This is a genomic window from Gluconacetobacter sacchari, from assembly GCF_014174255.1.
GTDB lineage: Bacteria > Pseudomonadota > Alphaproteobacteria > Acetobacterales > Acetobacteraceae > Gluconacetobacter > Gluconacetobacter sacchari.
This window is the reverse complement of sequence record NZ_JABEQJ010000025.1, coordinates 37,172-52,743: the sequence shown is the minus strand read 5'-3', so window position 1 is coordinate 52,743 and position 15,572 is coordinate 37,172. Positions and strand designations below refer to the sequence as shown.

At 57.9% G+C, this 15,572-nt stretch carries 14 protein-coding genes; 7 read left to right on the top strand and 7 right to left on the bottom strand.

Annotated elements, in window-relative coordinates; genetic code table 11:
- Nucleotides 1-24 precede the first annotated feature (24 nt).
- Nucleotides 25-930, bottom strand: a complete 906-nt coding sequence (locus HLH48_RS16765) for a LysR family transcriptional regulator (protein ID WP_264812258.1) — start codon at nucleotides 928-930, stop codon at nucleotides 25-27.
- Nucleotides 931-1,138: 208 nt separating this feature from the next.
- Here HLH48_RS16765 and HLH48_RS16760 point away from each other — a divergent pair, with 208 nt between their 5' ends.
- The 6 genes from HLH48_RS16760 to acuI all read left to right on the top strand — a co-directional run bounded on the left by HLH48_RS16760 (nucleotide 1,139) and on the right by acuI (nucleotide 7,963).
- Nucleotides 1,139-1,414, top strand: coding sequence for a DUF485 domain-containing protein (locus tag HLH48_RS16760; protein WP_182998628.1), 276 nt, complete (start codon nucleotides 1,139-1,141; stop codon nucleotides 1,412-1,414).
- Between the two features lie 94 nt (nucleotides 1,415-1,508).
- Entirely contained in the window at nucleotides 1,509-3,026 is a 1,518-nt protein-coding gene (locus HLH48_RS16755) for a sodium:solute symporter family transporter (protein WP_182998627.1), read from the top strand.
- A 62-nt stretch (nucleotides 3,027-3,088) separates the two neighbouring features.
- Nucleotides 3,089-4,687, top strand: a complete 1,599-nt coding sequence (locus HLH48_RS16750; RefSeq protein ID WP_182998626.1) for a carbohydrate porin — start codon at nucleotides 3,089-3,091, stop codon at nucleotides 4,685-4,687.
- A gap of 67 nt (nucleotides 4,688-4,754) precedes the next feature.
- Nucleotides 4,755-6,188 (top strand): CoA transferase, encoded by a 1,434-nt coding sequence (locus tag HLH48_RS16745; protein WP_220795172.1) that lies wholly within the window; start codon nucleotides 4,755-4,757, stop codon nucleotides 6,186-6,188.
- A 92-nt stretch (nucleotides 6,189-6,280) separates the two neighbouring features.
- A complete protein-coding gene (gene acuR, locus HLH48_RS16740) occupies nucleotides 6,281-6,898 on the top strand; it encodes an acrylate utilization transcriptional regulator AcuR (protein ID WP_182998625.1) in 618 nt (205 codons plus the stop codon).
- 81 nt (nucleotides 6,899-6,979) lie between these two features.
- Nucleotides 6,980-7,963: an acrylyl-CoA reductase (NADPH) gene (acuI, locus tag HLH48_RS16735; RefSeq protein WP_182998624.1), complete on the top strand. Its 984-nt coding sequence runs from the start codon at nucleotides 6,980-6,982 to the stop codon at nucleotides 7,961-7,963.
- Nucleotides 7,964-8,019: 56 nt separating this feature from the next.
- Here the strand turns inward: acuI and HLH48_RS16730 are convergent, their stop codons facing one another.
- Genes HLH48_RS16730 through hmpA form a run of 3 tightly spaced genes read right to left on the bottom strand, consistent with a single transcriptional unit; the run spans nucleotide 8,020 to nucleotide 10,303 of the window.
- Nucleotides 8,020-8,712 (bottom strand): HPP family protein, encoded by a 693-nt coding sequence (locus HLH48_RS16730; protein WP_220795171.1) that lies wholly within the window; start codon nucleotides 8,710-8,712, stop codon nucleotides 8,020-8,022.
- A 20-nt stretch (nucleotides 8,713-8,732) separates the two neighbouring features.
- Nucleotides 8,733-9,101 (bottom strand): DUF488 domain-containing protein, encoded by a 369-nt coding sequence (locus tag HLH48_RS16725; protein WP_182998623.1) that lies wholly within the window; start codon nucleotides 9,099-9,101, stop codon nucleotides 8,733-8,735.
- Nucleotides 9,098-10,303 carry an NO-inducible flavohemoprotein gene (gene hmpA / locus HLH48_RS16720; protein ID WP_182998622.1) on the bottom strand — a complete coding sequence of 402 codons (1,206 nt, stop codon included), beginning with the start codon at nucleotides 10,301-10,303 and terminating at the stop codon, nucleotides 9,098-9,100. Before hmpA ends, HLH48_RS16725 begins: the two co-directional genes overlap by 4 nt.
- Nucleotides 10,304-10,383: 80 nt before the next feature.
- Here hmpA and HLH48_RS16715 point away from each other — a divergent pair, with 80 nt between their 5' ends.
- Nucleotides 10,384-10,833 carry an Rrf2 family transcriptional regulator gene (locus tag HLH48_RS16715; protein WP_182998621.1) on the top strand — a complete coding sequence of 150 codons (450 nt, stop codon included), beginning with the start codon at nucleotides 10,384-10,386 and terminating at the stop codon, nucleotides 10,831-10,833.
- A gap of 247 nt (nucleotides 10,834-11,080) precedes the next feature.
- Here HLH48_RS16715 and HLH48_RS16710 read toward each other — a convergent pair whose 3' ends face one another.
- The 3 genes from HLH48_RS16710 to HLH48_RS16700 all read right to left on the bottom strand — a co-directional run bounded on the left by HLH48_RS16710 (nucleotide 11,081) and on the right by HLH48_RS16700 (nucleotide 15,361).
- A complete protein-coding gene (locus HLH48_RS16710) occupies nucleotides 11,081-11,887 on the bottom strand; it encodes an IclR family transcriptional regulator domain-containing protein (RefSeq protein WP_264812257.1) in 807 nt (268 codons plus the stop codon).
- Nucleotides 11,888-12,019: 132 nt separating this feature from the next.
- Nucleotides 12,020-12,895 carry an NAD(P)-dependent oxidoreductase gene (locus tag HLH48_RS16705; RefSeq protein WP_182998619.1) on the bottom strand — a complete coding sequence of 292 codons (876 nt, stop codon included), beginning with the start codon at nucleotides 12,893-12,895 and terminating at the stop codon, nucleotides 12,020-12,022.
- A 105-nt stretch (nucleotides 12,896-13,000) separates the two neighbouring features.
- Nucleotides 13,001-15,361 carry a TonB-dependent receptor plug domain-containing protein gene (locus HLH48_RS16700; protein ID WP_246387421.1) on the bottom strand — a complete coding sequence of 787 codons (2,361 nt, stop codon included), beginning with the start codon at nucleotides 15,359-15,361 and terminating at the stop codon, nucleotides 13,001-13,003.
- Nucleotides 15,362-15,572 lie beyond the last annotated feature (211 nt).

Genomic DNA, 15,572 nt, shown 5'->3' with positions numbered 1-15,572 from the left:
GACCGTCACAGGATGACGATAGAATCAGGCGACCTGGCAAAAATCCCGGCCGTTCGACAGCATCTGGCTTGCTTCCTGAACGTGATCGATAAACTTGGAGAGGGCATTCGGCACGTAAGCGCTGGCGCGTCGAATGAAAACTGTTTCCACCGACGCCTCGCTGGGAGGAAGAGTGTGCGTTGAGAGTGTCCATCGTGCGGCGATCATGGACAGCATCGATCGGGGCACGACCGTTACACCCAATCCGGCGGCCACACAGCTAAAGATCGCTTCGAATGTTCCGAACTCGCTGATTCTTGCGATAGAAACGCCTTTGTTCGTCAAAATCTCCTCCAGTTTTCGACGATAAGAGCACCCCAGGCGCAGCACGAAGATGGACACTTCTCCCAAGGCGACGATTTGCGCTAGGTCGTCGAGATCTGGGTCGGCCAGAAGTACGAGTTCTTCATCATAGACCCGTTCGGTGCGTAGGCGGGGATGGGCGATCGGGCCGCAGACGAATGCACCGTCAAGTTCCTGTTCAAGAACTTGTCGTGTTAATTCCATCGTCGTGCCTGTGCGGAGTGCCAGATCCACTTGAGGGAAGGCTTTTGCATACCCGCTGAGCAGGCTTGGAAGATGGATCGCGGTGGTGGTCTCCATCGCGCCGATGGTCAGCTTGCCTTGAGGGGTGCTGTCGTCGCGTACGATCGTTGGTAAGCTCCCCAGGAGATTGTTAATCTGCTCGACGACAGGAACCAGCTTGCTCCCTGCCGATGTAAGCTCCACCCCTCGCGTGTGCCGCTTGAATAGTTGGACGCCCAGTTGGGCTTCCAGGCGCTGAATGCGCGATGTGACGTTTGATTGCACGGTATTGAGGCGTTCGGCGGCCTTCCCAATTCCGCCCGCCTCAAAAACAGCCATAAAGAACTGCAAATCGCCGCTATTCACGCCATCTCTCCTGAAGATGTCTAACATCTGAACATTAGGCTGTTTGCGTGTCAAGCGATCTCATATGGTGACGCTAAAGAGGAAGCAGTTAGAGCCTCCCTTGGATCAAACATTCCGAATAAGGATCGTTCCGATAAGCGAATGGAAGAGGTGCCTCATTCGAATCATTGCATCGGCTTTGTCATACGGAAAGGAGAAGGGAGTTCAGATGAAGAGAAGCGATATCTCACCACGCGGTTCAACGATGATTTGGAATGTGCAGAATATCAGTGCAGTATTCTCGATTGTTTTTTTGTATATTTATTCATTTTATGTCGGAGCGTTTTCTTTTTGTCCCGAAATTCTGACTGCTTCGTTCATGAAAGGGTCTCTTTTCAATGGAGCGCTCCTGATGGGGGTGATCATTCCCGTCATCGGCATTGTTCTGACCGGAAGTTACGTTGTGTTGGCCGACAGAATGGATTGCGAGGATCATTCACGCTGAACAGGCCGTTTCAACGCGTAGCTATGTAAATATTGCAGCTCAACGGCATCGAGGCGGGAAGTGCGTCGATGTTCCTTGTGAGAAGGGGCCGGTAATGAACGCTATGAGTTTATCTTTTGTGGCTATATTCGTTTGTATTACGGGTGTTATTACGTTTCTGGCTGCCCAGAAGACAAAAGATAGTCATTCGTTTTATACGGGGGCGAAGCGGATTACGTCTTTCCAAAATGGAATGGCCATTGCCGGCGATGCCTTGTCAGCGGGGGCTTTTCTGGGATTGACGAGCCTTGTCTATAACAAGGGATATGACGGTTTCGTATACGCAATTGGCTATACAACCGGAATGCCTTTGGTTCTCTTTTTGTTTGCCGAAAAAATAAGGCGTCTGGGTAAATACACATTTACGGATGTCGTGCATGCGAGGCTCGGTGGATCAGCGGTTCGCATATTTGGAGGCATCGCCACGCTTGTCATCGTTCTGTTCTACTTGACGGCCCAACTGGTCGGTGCCGGACAACTCGTGGGTTTGCTTTTTGGGATGAAGTATTGCGATGGCGTAATACTTGTTGCGCTCCTGATGGTTGCCTATGTCAATTTTGGCGGAATGCAGGCGACGACATGGGTCCAGATCATCAAGGCGGCCGTCATGCTGTTTGGCGGATCGGTCATGACCTTTCTTGTCCTCGATGCATTCGATTTCAACATGTCGGCTCTCCTACATGCCGCAGTTGCGCAAAGAAGCGCGGGGACCGCCCTTCTTGCGCCGGTGACATTGCCGCATGCTGCTGCCTCCTCCGTCTCGCTGGGTCTAACCCTCATGCTGGGAACGGCGGGGTTACCGCACGTGCTGATGAAGTTTTTCACCGTGTCCGACGTCAGAAAGGCGAGGTGGTCGGTCTTTTGGGCAACGGGGTTGATGAACTATTTTTACGTCATTACCGGCGTACTCGGTTTCGGAGCCATGGCGCTTCTGTCGCACGACACGCGATATCTTGATGAGCATGGTGCAGTAAAGGGAGGAGGGAACATGGTTGCGCTCCACCTGGCCCACGCGTTGGGCGGCGATCTTCTGTTGGGTTTCATGTCGGCTATCGCCTTCGCGACAATTCTTGCCGTGGTTTCCGGTCTGACATTATCGGGTGCAGCCGCCGTCAGCCATGATCTGTATGGAGCTGTTCGAAGCGAACGCAATGACGGACCTTCCGAATTTCTGGTCTCGCGTATTGCGACGGTCCTTATCGGCCTGATCGCGATGTGTCTGGCATTCATGTTCAGAACCCAGAACGTCGCGTACATGATCAGTCTTGCATTTTCGATTGCGTGCTCTTCCACGTTTCCGATCCTCTTTCTTTCCATCTACTGGAAGCGCCTGAGCATCGCAGGTGCGGTGTGGGGCGGCACGGCCGGGCTGGCGTCGGCTGTTGCAATGACCATTATGGGACCATCGATCTGGGTCGCGGTTCTTGGACATAAAGAACCTCTTATCGCATTGGATCCTCCCACGTTGCTCTCCATGACTCTGGCCTTCTTGGTGTCCGTTGTTTGTTCCCTGTCCTCGACATCTCGAACAACCGGGAAAGAAACGATCAAGATAATTTCCCAAGTCCCATAGATATCTAATAATATTCATAAGTATTGGTATTTTTTCTCATGCAATAAAGGCGGAAAGTGGAAATGCTGAGCAGCCTTTGGAAGCGCCAGCACGCTCTGCGTGCGGGAACGGCCTTGATGTGCCTTTTATTGACTCCGGTTCAATACGGCTGGGCGAATGACGGAGACACGGCAGGCGGTTATAGAAGACTTCTTCCCCACGTCACAGATATCGTCGTCCATGGTAAGGTCGAGGAAAAGCAGAGAGTGGCGCACGATGCCAGACATGTTCCAACGGAGCCGTCTGTTCCAATGCTGGTGCCTTCGATCAATGGTGTCGGCGGTGCTCCATCCACTCCATCATCGTCTCAATCCCTGGGGCAGCAACCATACCTGTTTTCACTTCATAGCCGGGCTGTGGCCACCGCCGGTCGATGGATGGAGCAGTATGGGGTCTATCTGACCGGCTGGAATGTGTCCCAGGTCGATGTCGCTCCCTCGGGGGGGACTAATGCCGGCTCCTTTTTTAACAACAACGCCGGTATCGGCACCGATCTCGATTTGCAGAAAATTCTGGGAATTCAGGGCGCACAGTTCCACTTCTTCGCGGTTGATACAGCCGGCGAAGCCCATGCGGGAGAATTTACTGGCTCGACGTGGGCCTATCTGTCGTGGTTGGGGGCGCATGATGGCTTTCAGGTCCGAGAATTTTCGTGGGACCAAGCGCTTCTTCATAATAAGGTCTATATTCTGGCTGGTCGCGGGAATCCGAAGGGCGGGGAATTCGAAGGGTCGGAACTCTATTGCCTGTTTTCCGCGGTTCTCTGTTCGGCACCTGCGGCTTTGACGGTCAATGGCGCGCTGCCGAGTACCACGATTTCAACCTGGGAATTCCGGATTCTGGTGAAACCTACGGCGCATACATACATCAAGGGAGGGATTTGGGAAATCGAGCCGTCGCTCAAGGCGACAAATCATAATTCATGGCCCGGACCGGATTGGGGATTCGACAGGGCAAAAGGTGAATATTTTCCGGTTGAGGTAGGATACAGAACGAATTTTTCAAATGATCTGTATCCACGGGCCTACGATATCGGTTTCACGTACGATACGTCCGTTTATAATGACCCACTTTACAATACGCGGGGTCTTCCCCGTGCGGTTTATGGGGGCACGGCTCAACCCAGGCGTGGACGGACGCAGCTCTATATTCAGGCTCAACAGATGCTGTGGAAACCTGAGAAAAAAGGCACGCGTGGTACCATTCTCTTTGGCGCGGCTAATTTTCAACTGTCGGGAGATCCGCCGGTAAAGCGGGGGTTTGTTGGAGGTGTGGTCGACTGGGGGCCTTTCTCGCCCCGTCCTCGCGATTATCTGGGCGTTGCCGTGCAGGCGTTCCAGTGGAACGATCGGTTGACTCAGGCCATGAATGACACCTATCGCAAGCAGGGCAGTCACCAGAAATGGACGAATTACGAGACAATGCTGGAAGTGGACTATGGTTTCAACGTTGCTCCCGGCATCATGGTCGCACCGTATTTTGAATATATCTGGCATCCAGATCTTCTTGGATACACAACCCTTCCGTCTCACGTAGGGTTCGCATTACAGACCGGGCTGTCGCTTTTCATGCAACTCGCGCCAGCTTTCGATCTTCCTGCTTTGCACCGGATCCGAAACTGAATTGGATAAAAAGCGCGTATGAATGAAAATTTCTCGACATATTCCAAAGGGTAAGCAGGAAATAACGATGCAGACGACAGTTTATGAGGCACTCACCGAATTGATGGCCATTCGTGGTGGGGTGGCCCCCGCACCAGGTGAGGTGGCAATTCATGGACAGGATCCGATTTTCGAGACGCCTTATCGGGTCGGAGAGACAATGGCGCAGATTTTCGCCGCCTGCGGTGTAGCGGCAAACGATCTGTGGAAGATGAAGACTGGTCGTCGTCAATCGATCGACATTTCAGTGAGTGCTGCGGCTTCGACGGTGAAAAGCGGCGGGTGTACTTCTCGCCGTGAAGACGACGGGGCTTATACCGTCATCCCGGGTTCCGACGCCATGAAGCATATGGTCTCGCTGACGCAACCATGGCCGACGGCTGACGGAAAATGGTTCCTGCCGCACACGAACCTGCCGCATCTCGAACGCCGCATACTTGATCTTCTGAAATGTGAAAGTACGCCGGAATCAATCAGTTCGGCAATCAGGAAGTGGAATGCTTTGGAACTGGAGGATGCGATCGCGGAGGCGAAGGCTTGCGGGGGTATGGTGCGTACCGCCGAAGAGTGGCTTGCCCATCCTCAGGGCGCCTATCTCGCCGAACGACCGGTCGTCGAACTCACGAAGGTTGGCGAAAACGTGCCACAAGCACTCAGGCCGGGCGATATGCCCTTGTCGGGCGTTCGGGTTCTCGATCTGACCCGTATTCTTGCAGGCCCGACATGCGGTCTGAGCCTGACTGAATTCGGGGCTGACGATTTGATGGTGACGGCCCCACATCTTCCGCAAGTTCCGGAATTTGTCAGAGATACCAGCCACGGCAAAAGAAGTTGTTTTCTGGATTTCACCAATCATAACGACGCGGCGCGTCTCGTTGAACTGGTCAGGGAGGCAGATATCCTTATTGATGGCTACAGGCCTGCACGCCTTGCCGCCCACGGGTTTGGCTGGGAAGATCTCAAGCGGATGCGGCCGGGTCTCATCCATGTTTCGGTCAATTGTTTCGGATCGGGCGGTCCGTTTGGGGGCCGTGCCGGCTGGGATCAGGTCGCGCAGGCGGTCACGGGGATGTGTCATACGCAAGGTTTGGCGACCGGGGCGGGACAACCGCAATTGACGCCGGTCTATATGTGCGATTACGCGGCGGGTCGCCTTGGAAGTTTTGGCGCCATGCTGGCGTTGGCCCGACGGGCTCGTGAGGGTGGAAGTTATCGCGTTCAGGTATCCTTGTGTCAGTCCGCCATGCTCTTTCAGAGGCAGGGTTTCGTCACATCATACGATAAAGCGCCGGGCGGGATGTCCGACGCGGAAGTCCGTGAATATCAAGTCGACGAGAACGGGACATGCTATGGCGATCTGCGCTGCCTTGGACCCGTGCTGCAAATGTCCGAAACCCCATGTCGATGGTCTCGTGTGACTCCGCAATTGGGATCGGACACGGCGACCTGGCTGCCGCGCTGAAAAGGCGTGGCCCCTCAAGCATGTGTCACGAGACGGTGAGATCGGTTCATGACGGCTTGACCTTTTTATAGACGGTCGGTCTATTGACTGCGATGAACAACTCGATCTTATCGCCCCGCCGGGGGCGGCCCCCAGGCAATCCGGATGGCATGGCACAGGTCCGCGACATGCTTATCCGGACCGGGGTCCAATTCCTGACCGAGAGAGGCTTTGTCGCCACTGGCCTGGACAGCTTGTTGAAGGCTGCTTGCGTTCCAAAAGGGTCCTTTTACTATTATTTCGACAGTAAGGAAGATTTCGGACTGAAAATAATCGAGGCATACGCCCGATATTTTAACGCAAAGCTGGATCGTTGCCTGAATGATCGGAATCTTTCGTCGAGGGACCGAATAAGGAACTTCATGGAGGATGCCAAATCGGGGATGATCCGGTACGATTTCCGGCGCGGCTGTCTGATCGGCAATCTTGGGCAGGAGTTGAACGCGCTACCGGGGCCTTTCCGGGGGGCACTCAATGAGGTCATGCGACAATGGGAGGCTCGCATGGCATCGTGCTTGACGGACGATTACGACGCGGACACGGCGCAAAAGCTTGCCGTCTTTTTCTGGATCGGATGGGAGGGCGCTGTCCTGCGGGCACGTCTGGAAGGTAGCGCCCAGCCTCTGGACATCTTCGGGGACGGTTTTCTGGCACTGCTGGAAAGAGCGTAAACGCTGGCATGCCGGAGGACGGTCCATGAGTGCCTTCGTTATTTTGTAGACAATCGGTCTATATTGTGGGGAGAAAATGCCATGTTCAAGGCGGTCATGATTGAAAAAACGACAGACGGTGCCCAGTCTGTTTCCGTCGGGGATGTTGCTGATAATCAGCTTCCCGAAGGCGATGTAACGGTTCGGGTGGAATGGTCGACTTTGAATTACAAGGATGCGCTGGCCATTACTGGACGCGGTCCGATCGTACGCTCCTTCCCGATGGTCCCCGGGATAGATTTCGCGGGTGTCGTGGAATCATCGCAACGGGAAGACATCAAGCCGGGCACTCGGGTCATTCTCAACGGGTGGGGTGTTGGCGAAAAGCATTGGGGCGGTCTGGCCGAAAAGGCGAGGGTGTCCGGCGACTGGCTGGTCCCGCTTCCCGATCGGTTGACGACCAGGCAGGCCATGGAGATCGGCACGGCGGGCTACACGGCGATGTTGTGCGTGCAGGCCCTGCAACGTCAGGAAGTGATGCCCGATAAGGGGCCCATTTTGGTCACCGGGGCTGCCGGTGGGGTAGGCAGTGTCGCGATCATGCTGTTGGGTAGGCTCGGTTACCATGTCGTGGCTGTTACCGGTCGTCCCGAGGAGGATGCCTATCTGATCGGTCTCGGTGCGAAGGAAGTGCTTCCACGGCAGGCATTTTCCGCTCCTGGGAAGCCTCTGGACAAGGCAAGATGGGCCGGGGCGGTTGACGTGGCCGGAGGCGTGGTTTTAGCCAATGTCTGTGCGTCCATGGCGTATGGTGGTGTCGTGACGGCCTGCGGTCTTGCCGCGGATATGTCGTTTCCTTCGACCGTCGCGCCGTTCATTTTGCGAGGTGTGACGCTGGTCGGGATCGATAGCGTCATGTGTCCGAAGGACAAGCGGCTTGCCGCGTGGACCCGCCTGGCGGAGCTGATCGACCCGTCGAAATTGGAGGCAATGACGTCCGAGATTGCGTTGGACGATGCCGTGAACGCGGCGACTTCGCTTCTGGATGGAAAGATACGTGGTCGTGTCGTGGTGCGGGTTTCTTAATGGCCACGCGTCGCAATGCATGTTAACGGCTGCATGATACTCGATCCGGGGGCTTATCAGTAGTTCGTCGATCTGCTCATGGCATTTTGTTCAGCAAGGGTCAGCAACCGTTGAAGATCATCCGGGGCGATGTCGAAGGCGTCGCCCACGGTTGCCAGCGCGGCATCGATATCGTCCATCTCTACGCCGCCCGGCGGCGACGCGGCCGGCCGGGCGGGTGCCATGTGCGGATAGGCCCGTCCGGTCATCCTGTGGAACAGCAGCCCGGTCGCGACCAGGATCACGGAATTCAGCGCGACGGGCAGGAAGGGAAACAGCAGCGCGGCCGACAGGCCGGCGGATGAGGGATGGGCCAGAACGGCCGTCAGGGCCACGGCCCCGCCGGGCGGGTGCAGCGAACGGGTGGTGATCATGACGACGATGGCCAGCGCGACGGACACGGCGGCCGCGATCGCCACGTCCGGCACCAGGACCGACACCGCCACGCCGACCAGGGCGGAGAGCGTGTTGCCGCCCACGATCGACCAGGGTTGGGCCAAGGGACTGGCGGGCACGGCGAACAGCAGCACCGCCGACGCCCCGACGGGGGCGACGATCAGCGGAAAGGTGGATCGCGCCACCAGGCCGCTCAGCAGCGCGGCCAGGACGATGCCGACGAACGCTCCGGCGGCGGCCAGCAGTTCCATCCGGGTCGCGCGCCCGGCCGGTATGGACAGGCGTCCGGTCAGGGTGCCGAATTGCCTGATCATGGCGTGTCCTCGCGGGGCGTTCAGCGTCGGTGGTGATCGTCCAGCCAGGCCGCCAGCACCACGGCCTCGTTATGCCGCGTGTCCCGCGCGCCGTAGAGCAGGGTGACCGGCCCCTGTTCGACCAGCGCCACGATCCGGACGACGGCGGCCTGGTTGGCGGACAGTTCCGCCTGATAGCGTTCCTGGAACCCGGCCCATTTTTCCGGGTCGTGGCCGAACCATTCGCGCAGCGCGGCGGACGGTGCGATTTCCTTCAGCCACAGCGTCAGGTGCGCGCGTTCCTTGCTGACGCCGCGCGGCCACAGGCGATCGACCAGCACCCGCGCGCCGTCGTCGGGTTCAGGCGGGTCATAGACCCGCCTGAACTGGATGGGGGCCGCCCGCGTCACGTCACCAAGTCCGCATCGCTGGCCGAACCGAAGAATTCGTAGCGGATCTGCGCCTTCGGCAGGCCGGATTCCTTCAGCACACCCACCATGTCGCGCATGAAGCCGTCGGGACCGCAGATGTAATAGGTGGCGCCCGCATCGACCCGATCCTTCAGCCAGTCCGGCGTGATCCGCCCCGCATGCCGCGTCAGGGACCCGTCGGCGTCGGCCGGCGCCTGCCGGCTGTAGAACACTTCGCCCTGGATCCGTCCGGCCTGCGCCAGGCCGCAGACATAATCGCCGAAGGCTTCGGTCGCGGCCGAATGGGTGGCATGGATATAGCGGACATCGGTCGACGCCTGCGCGTCCGTCAGCGCGCCCAGCAGCGAGATCATGGGCGTCAGTCCGACCCCCGCGCTCAGCAGCACCACCGATTCCGGCGCCGGATCGGCCAGCGTGAAATCGCCCGTGGGCGCGGAAACCTGCAGCACCGTGCCGGGCTGCACGCTGTCATGCAGCCATTCCGACACAGCCCCGCCGGGCATGCGCCGGACGCTGATGCGATAGCCGTCGCCACCGGGGGCCGAGGAAATGCTGTAGTTGCGGCGTTGCGTGCCGTGGCCCGGAATGTCCAGCCGGAAGCTGAGATACTGGCCGGGCTGGTGGCGCATGACCGGCTTGCCGTCGACGGGCACCAGCTCGAACGAGGTCACAGTTTCGCTCTCGCGCACGCATTCGCGCACGGCAAAGGCGCGCCAGCCGGTCCAGCCGCCGGGGGCGGCCTCGTGCGCCTGGTAGATCTGCCCCTCGCGCCCGATCAGGATATCGGCCAGGAACCAGTACGCCTTGCCCCAGGCGTCGAGGATCTCGGGGGTGGCGGCGTCGCCGAGGACATGCGCGATGGCACCCAGGAGGGCGTCCGCGACGAAGGGATAATGCTCCGGCAAGATATTCAGCCCGACATGCTTTTCGGCAATCCGCTCGACCATGCCGCCTAGGGCGCCCAGATTGTCGATATTGCGGGCATAGGCCAGTACGGCCAACGCCAGGGCCTTCGGCTGCTCGCCGTCCTTCTGGTGCGACATGTTGAACAGGTCGCGAATCTCGGGCGTTGCCAGAAGACGCTTGTACATCTCCTGCGTGATGGTGAGTCCGTGCGCTTCCAGCGCCGGAACGCAGGCTTTGACGATTGCGCGGGTCGCGTCGTCCAGGGGAGCAGCCATGACAATGCCTCATAAGGTGTATATTGTAGATACCTTTTATCGCGCTGGAAAAAGATGTCAATCATATATATCTATTTGCAATGCGTCTGACCCTGCACACCGACTATGCCCTGAGGACCCTGATCTATCTGGGTATCCGCACCGATCGCCTCGTCTCGATCCGCGAGATTGCGCAGGCGTACGGGATTTCGGAGAACCACCTGGTCAAGATCATCCATCGCCTGGGCCTCGGCGGCTTCATCAGCACGCAGCGGGGACGAAACGGCGGATTGCGGCTGGCGCGCCCGGCGGCCGAGATCCGGATCGGCGACGTCGTCCGCTACACGGAAGAGGATATGGGGCTGGTGGCCTGCATGCAGTCGGACCAGCCGGGTGGCCAGGACTGCATCCTGGCCAGGGCTTGCCGGCTGCGCGGCGTCCTGGGCGAGGCGCTGGGGTCTTTCATGGGGGTGCTGGACCGCTACACGCTGGCGGACATGATCGGCGACAATGAACGCTCGGGCCTTGGTGAGTTGCGGAACTTCGACTAGCACTTGGATTTGCATTGCTATATCGCGACATTTAACGAATGTGGAAATCGGCGCTTGCGTGTCCCCGCAACCAGCCGACATAAAGAAAACCCTACGAAACCAATAGGTTCGTGGGGTTTTTCTTTGGGCAAATGGGGGGTGAAAATAAACTCAAACGAAATCAACGGCGTAATTTCGCAGGTTCAAAGCGGGTCGGTCTAACCCGCAACCAATTGCGATACGCACCGAGTGGATTCCGTATGATCCACTATAGCAATTGCTCTTGCAGGTCCGCGACTTCTGCCAGTAAACGTGGCAGGGAGGTGTCCCTCATTTCCTGGCAGCTCGCATGCTCGACACGTAATCCGACATTGAGGGCGGCGATCAACCTATCATCTCGTCTTCGGACGGGCACCGCGATCGACCGGAAGCCGATTTCGGCTTCCTGGTCGACCAGGGCGTAGCCGTCGGATTCGGCCTGACCCCAGAGTTGCCGCAGCTTGTCCTTATCCGTAACCGTGTACGGTGTGATTGCCCGGGCATCCAAAGCGGCCAGGAAGGCTTCGCGCTCTGCTGAACTCCGGCCTGCGAGCAGGATCCGGCCAACGGCGGTGCAGAAGGCAGGAAGCCGCAAGCCGATCCCTTCCATCGTACCGTGCGCGTGAACGCGCCGTGGCGAGGCATAGGCAATCATGACCGCTTCCTCGGCGTCCAATACAGCGACCGAGCACGTCACCCCGAGTTCGCGGGCCAGCCGTTCACAAACCGGCTGAAAGATCGTCGATACCGGATCTGCCCCCAGATAGGAGGACGCCAGTCGTAGGATGGTCGGTCGTAAGGAAAAAAGTCGCCCCTCTTCCTCCATGTAGCCCAGATGAACCAAAGTCAGAAGTGTACGGCGCACGGTGGCCTTGGGCAGATCGACCTCCCGGGCGATGGCGCTGAGCGTCATCGCCCGGGAGTCCGGGCCGAAAATGGTCATGATGGCCAATCCTCGGGCCAAGGCCTCGGAAAAATCACGCCCTACCGGATTGTCGCTCCGCAGTCCGGCATCACGCTCGCGTATTTTTGGCATGTCCCTTTACCCCGCGTTGCTTACGGAACGCGCTGTGATCACACATTCCCATTGTTCCGTCATCTGCACGACAGGTACGGTTTCCGTCAAAGGGGGGAGACACGTCCGGGTCCCGGCGAGCGGCTGCGCCGTTTACAGGTGCGTCTGCGCCAGGTTTTCAGCAACCTTCAGACTGGCGGAATAGTCGTCGTCTGCGTGATCTCGCCGCGTCAAGGACAGGAGTTGTGCGGCCGCTGCCATAAGGGGAACTGACAACGCGTGCCCAGCGGCAGCAGTCAGGAGCAGCCCGATATCCTTATGCATCAACCGCGTTGGAAACTGGGAGGAAATATCGCCGGCAAAGACGTTCTTCAACTTGCGCTTATGATGGGGTGAAACCACCGGGACCGCTGACAGGGCTTCGAGCAGCGTCGCGTGATCAAGTCCCGATGCCAGACCGTAGGTCACAGACTCGGCCAGGGCGACCATGCCGGCCGCCATGATGCCATTGATAACCAATTTCAGCTTCGATCCTGATCCCGACGGTCCGGCATGGATCGTCAAGCGCCCGATGATATCGAAAATCGGCTGCGCCCTGCGGACACCTTCCTCCGGGCCGCCCACGAGGATGACGAGTTCGCCTGCATCGGCTTCCGGTGTGCTGCCCGATATTGGCGCGTCCAGCGCGGTCAGATCTAGAGCCGACGCCGCCTGGTCCAACGCCACGGAGGCTTCCGGCGAATTGGAACTGGCGTTGATAAGCAACCCGCCGGACCTCATGCCCCCTAGAAGTCCATCCTGCCCGTACAGCGCGGCGTTTAGCGCGCGGTCGTCCGGAACACAGACAATAACGATATCCGCTTGTTCGCCGACCTGACGCGCGGAACCGACAATGCAGTCACCATCCGAGCCGCCCCGACCGGAAGGCGTATACACCACGGCGCCATATCCCGCCACACGCAAATTGCGCGCCATACGGCTGGCCATCGCGCCAAAACCTACGAAACCAATTGTCTTTTCACGTTCCATCGTCTGTCCTTCATTATGCGTGTAACAAGTTCCTGGACATGAACAAGGGCGCGTCCCGATATGTCGGGGCCGCCGCTCGTCCACCACGCCGTCCTGGCTGCATCGTCAGAGGGTCAGGTTTACCTGGAAATAGTAATAACCGCCGTTGAATCCGATCTGCTGAACATCATAATCGTAACGCTCTGCCCCAAGATAGCGGAAGCCAGGCGGCAGAAGGCTCTGCTTGGCGTTGCCGATATTGTTGCCGCCCAGCGCGACACGCCACCGGGGATCGATCTGATAGGCGATGAGAAGATTGGTGGCGAAGCGAGGTTTGTTGACGAAGCGCTGAAAATTGGTAACCGAATTTGCATAGGGCCCGGTGTAATAGGTCAGCTCCGATGTCGCGTGGCCGTAGCGGATCTCATGCACGATGAAATCCCATTTCCCAAAATGCCAGTCCCCGCCGAAAATGACCTTGTTGCGTGGTGTGTAGGTGGAAATGTAGCCGATCTGCTGCGCGTTCAGCAGCGGACGACCGAGGGCGTCCAGGTCGTTCCGGCGCACCTGTGTGTTGTTGAAGTTCGCCTCCACGTCCCAAAGGATATGGCCGTATCTTCCGAGATTGGTCCGATACGATGCGGTAATGTCCATTCCCCGCGTGCGGGTGCTAGCCGCGTTGGAAAAATAGCTGGCGCTGACAGCCTTCGGATTGGCGTCGGCCTGAATCCCTACGCCCTGCATCATGAGCGCATCGATCGCCGTCTGACCGTTGAAGGAGCCGCCCAGCATTATCCGGTCACGCAGATCGATCTGGTACGCATCCAGAGTGATGTGTAGGTTCCGAATCGGATTCAGCACGAAGCCGGCGCTGAAACTGGTGGAGCGCTCGGGCTTGAGCGGGCGCGAGCCGAGGGCTTTTGCCGCGACCGAGTTGACCGGCAGGATGCCGCTGGCCCCCGTTGGGGAAGCCGACACGCTGGACCAGTTCTCTTCTGCCAAGGTCGGGGCACGGAAGCCGTTGCTGATTGTTCCGCGTAGGCCGAAATACTGATTGAAATCGTAACGAGAGGAAACCTTCCCGGTTTCCGTGTCGCCGGCGTCGGTATAATGTTCGAAACGACCGGCCAAGTCGATCTGCCATTTTGGAAGAAGCTGTGTCGACAGATCGATATAGCCCGCTGTAACGTCACGGCCGCTATCGGATGCGTTCAGGCTATTGAGGCCGTGCATACCCGCCGGACCGGAACCGTACCACGACCCGAACTGCCCTGCGCCGATATGATAGGTGTCATAGCGGTATTGCGCACCCAAGGCGAAATTCAGGGGCGCGGCCAGGACAGGAACATGGAAGGCTCGGCGCACGCCCGCATCTGTCGTCCATTCGGTATCGCTGATCGTCTCCATATTGTCGAAGTGGGTCGGCGATGAACCGAAATCCGATACAAGCGACGGGTTGCCAGTATGATTTGTGCCGCTGCGATCGTAATCGGCACCATAGGTCGTGCTGATATCCCAGTCCCAGTCCGCGATGCTGCCCCGGAACCCCGCGGTCACGCCGAAATCATCTTCATCGAGCGTGATGCGCGGCTCGAATCCGTTCGGATACATTGAAGGTATGACTGCGCGGGTGCGGAAGTTCTGCATGCTGGAACCGTTGCGGTGTCCATACGTTCCGAACGAATAGAGCTCGATATCCTTGGTGATATGATAAGCCATGTTATAGGCGAGCGTTTCACGAATCTGCTCGGGCATGCCGAGGATGGCGTTGTCGTATTTCCCGGTCTGCGTATCGACACCGCTGCGGTTCGTGTAGTCGTTATATTTGATTTCGCCACTGAGATTGAAATAGCCTCTCTCACCGAGCTTCGTTCCCCAATTGGCCGATTCTCCGGTGGTGAAACCGTCGCCCGCGTAATAGCCGCCATTGATGGCCTGAACGCTCACACCATGATCGACCTTCTTCAGAATGATATTCACGACGCCGGCTATGGCGTCCGAGCCGTACTGCGCCGCCGCGCCGTCTTGTAGGATTTCGACGTGATCGACGGCCGATACGGGAATCATGTCTATATCGACAGGTGTCGTGCCTTGCTGCGGGCCATGGAATGTCGACAGATCCGCCGTGGTATGACGCCGCTTGCCGTTCACCAGGACCAGGGTCTGGTTTGGTGTCAGGCCGCGCAGGCTGATCGCGTCGGTCATGTTCGCATTGCCGAAATTCATGTCCGAGCGGGTCATCGACGGTGCCAACTGGATAAGGGCATCACGGATATCGGCTTGGCCGGTCGCCGCCAACTGGGCTCCCGTCACGACCTGGATCGGACTGACGCTCTGGCGGGCGGTCTGATGCGGATCGCGCGTCCCGGTCACAATGACCTGTTCGTCGGGATCTTCCGCCCGCGCCGTCCCGCTGACCGCGATCGCGACCAGACATGATGTAATGAGCAATGTCGTCCTGTAAGAGGAATCCTTCAGTCGCGTCATGGCACCACCATCGTCTCTTGAGGGCATCTGGAAGTCAAACGAACGGGATATTTTAGAAATTCTATATAATTGTTGTAATGATACTGATTTGACAGAAATATTCTGTCAACAATAAATAATTACGATATCGGATCATATCCGAGAGTTTTTTTTATGATTCCTGAAGAAAAGCTTATGCCTTGGCGTCTATTTTTATTCGCAGAGGATGGAG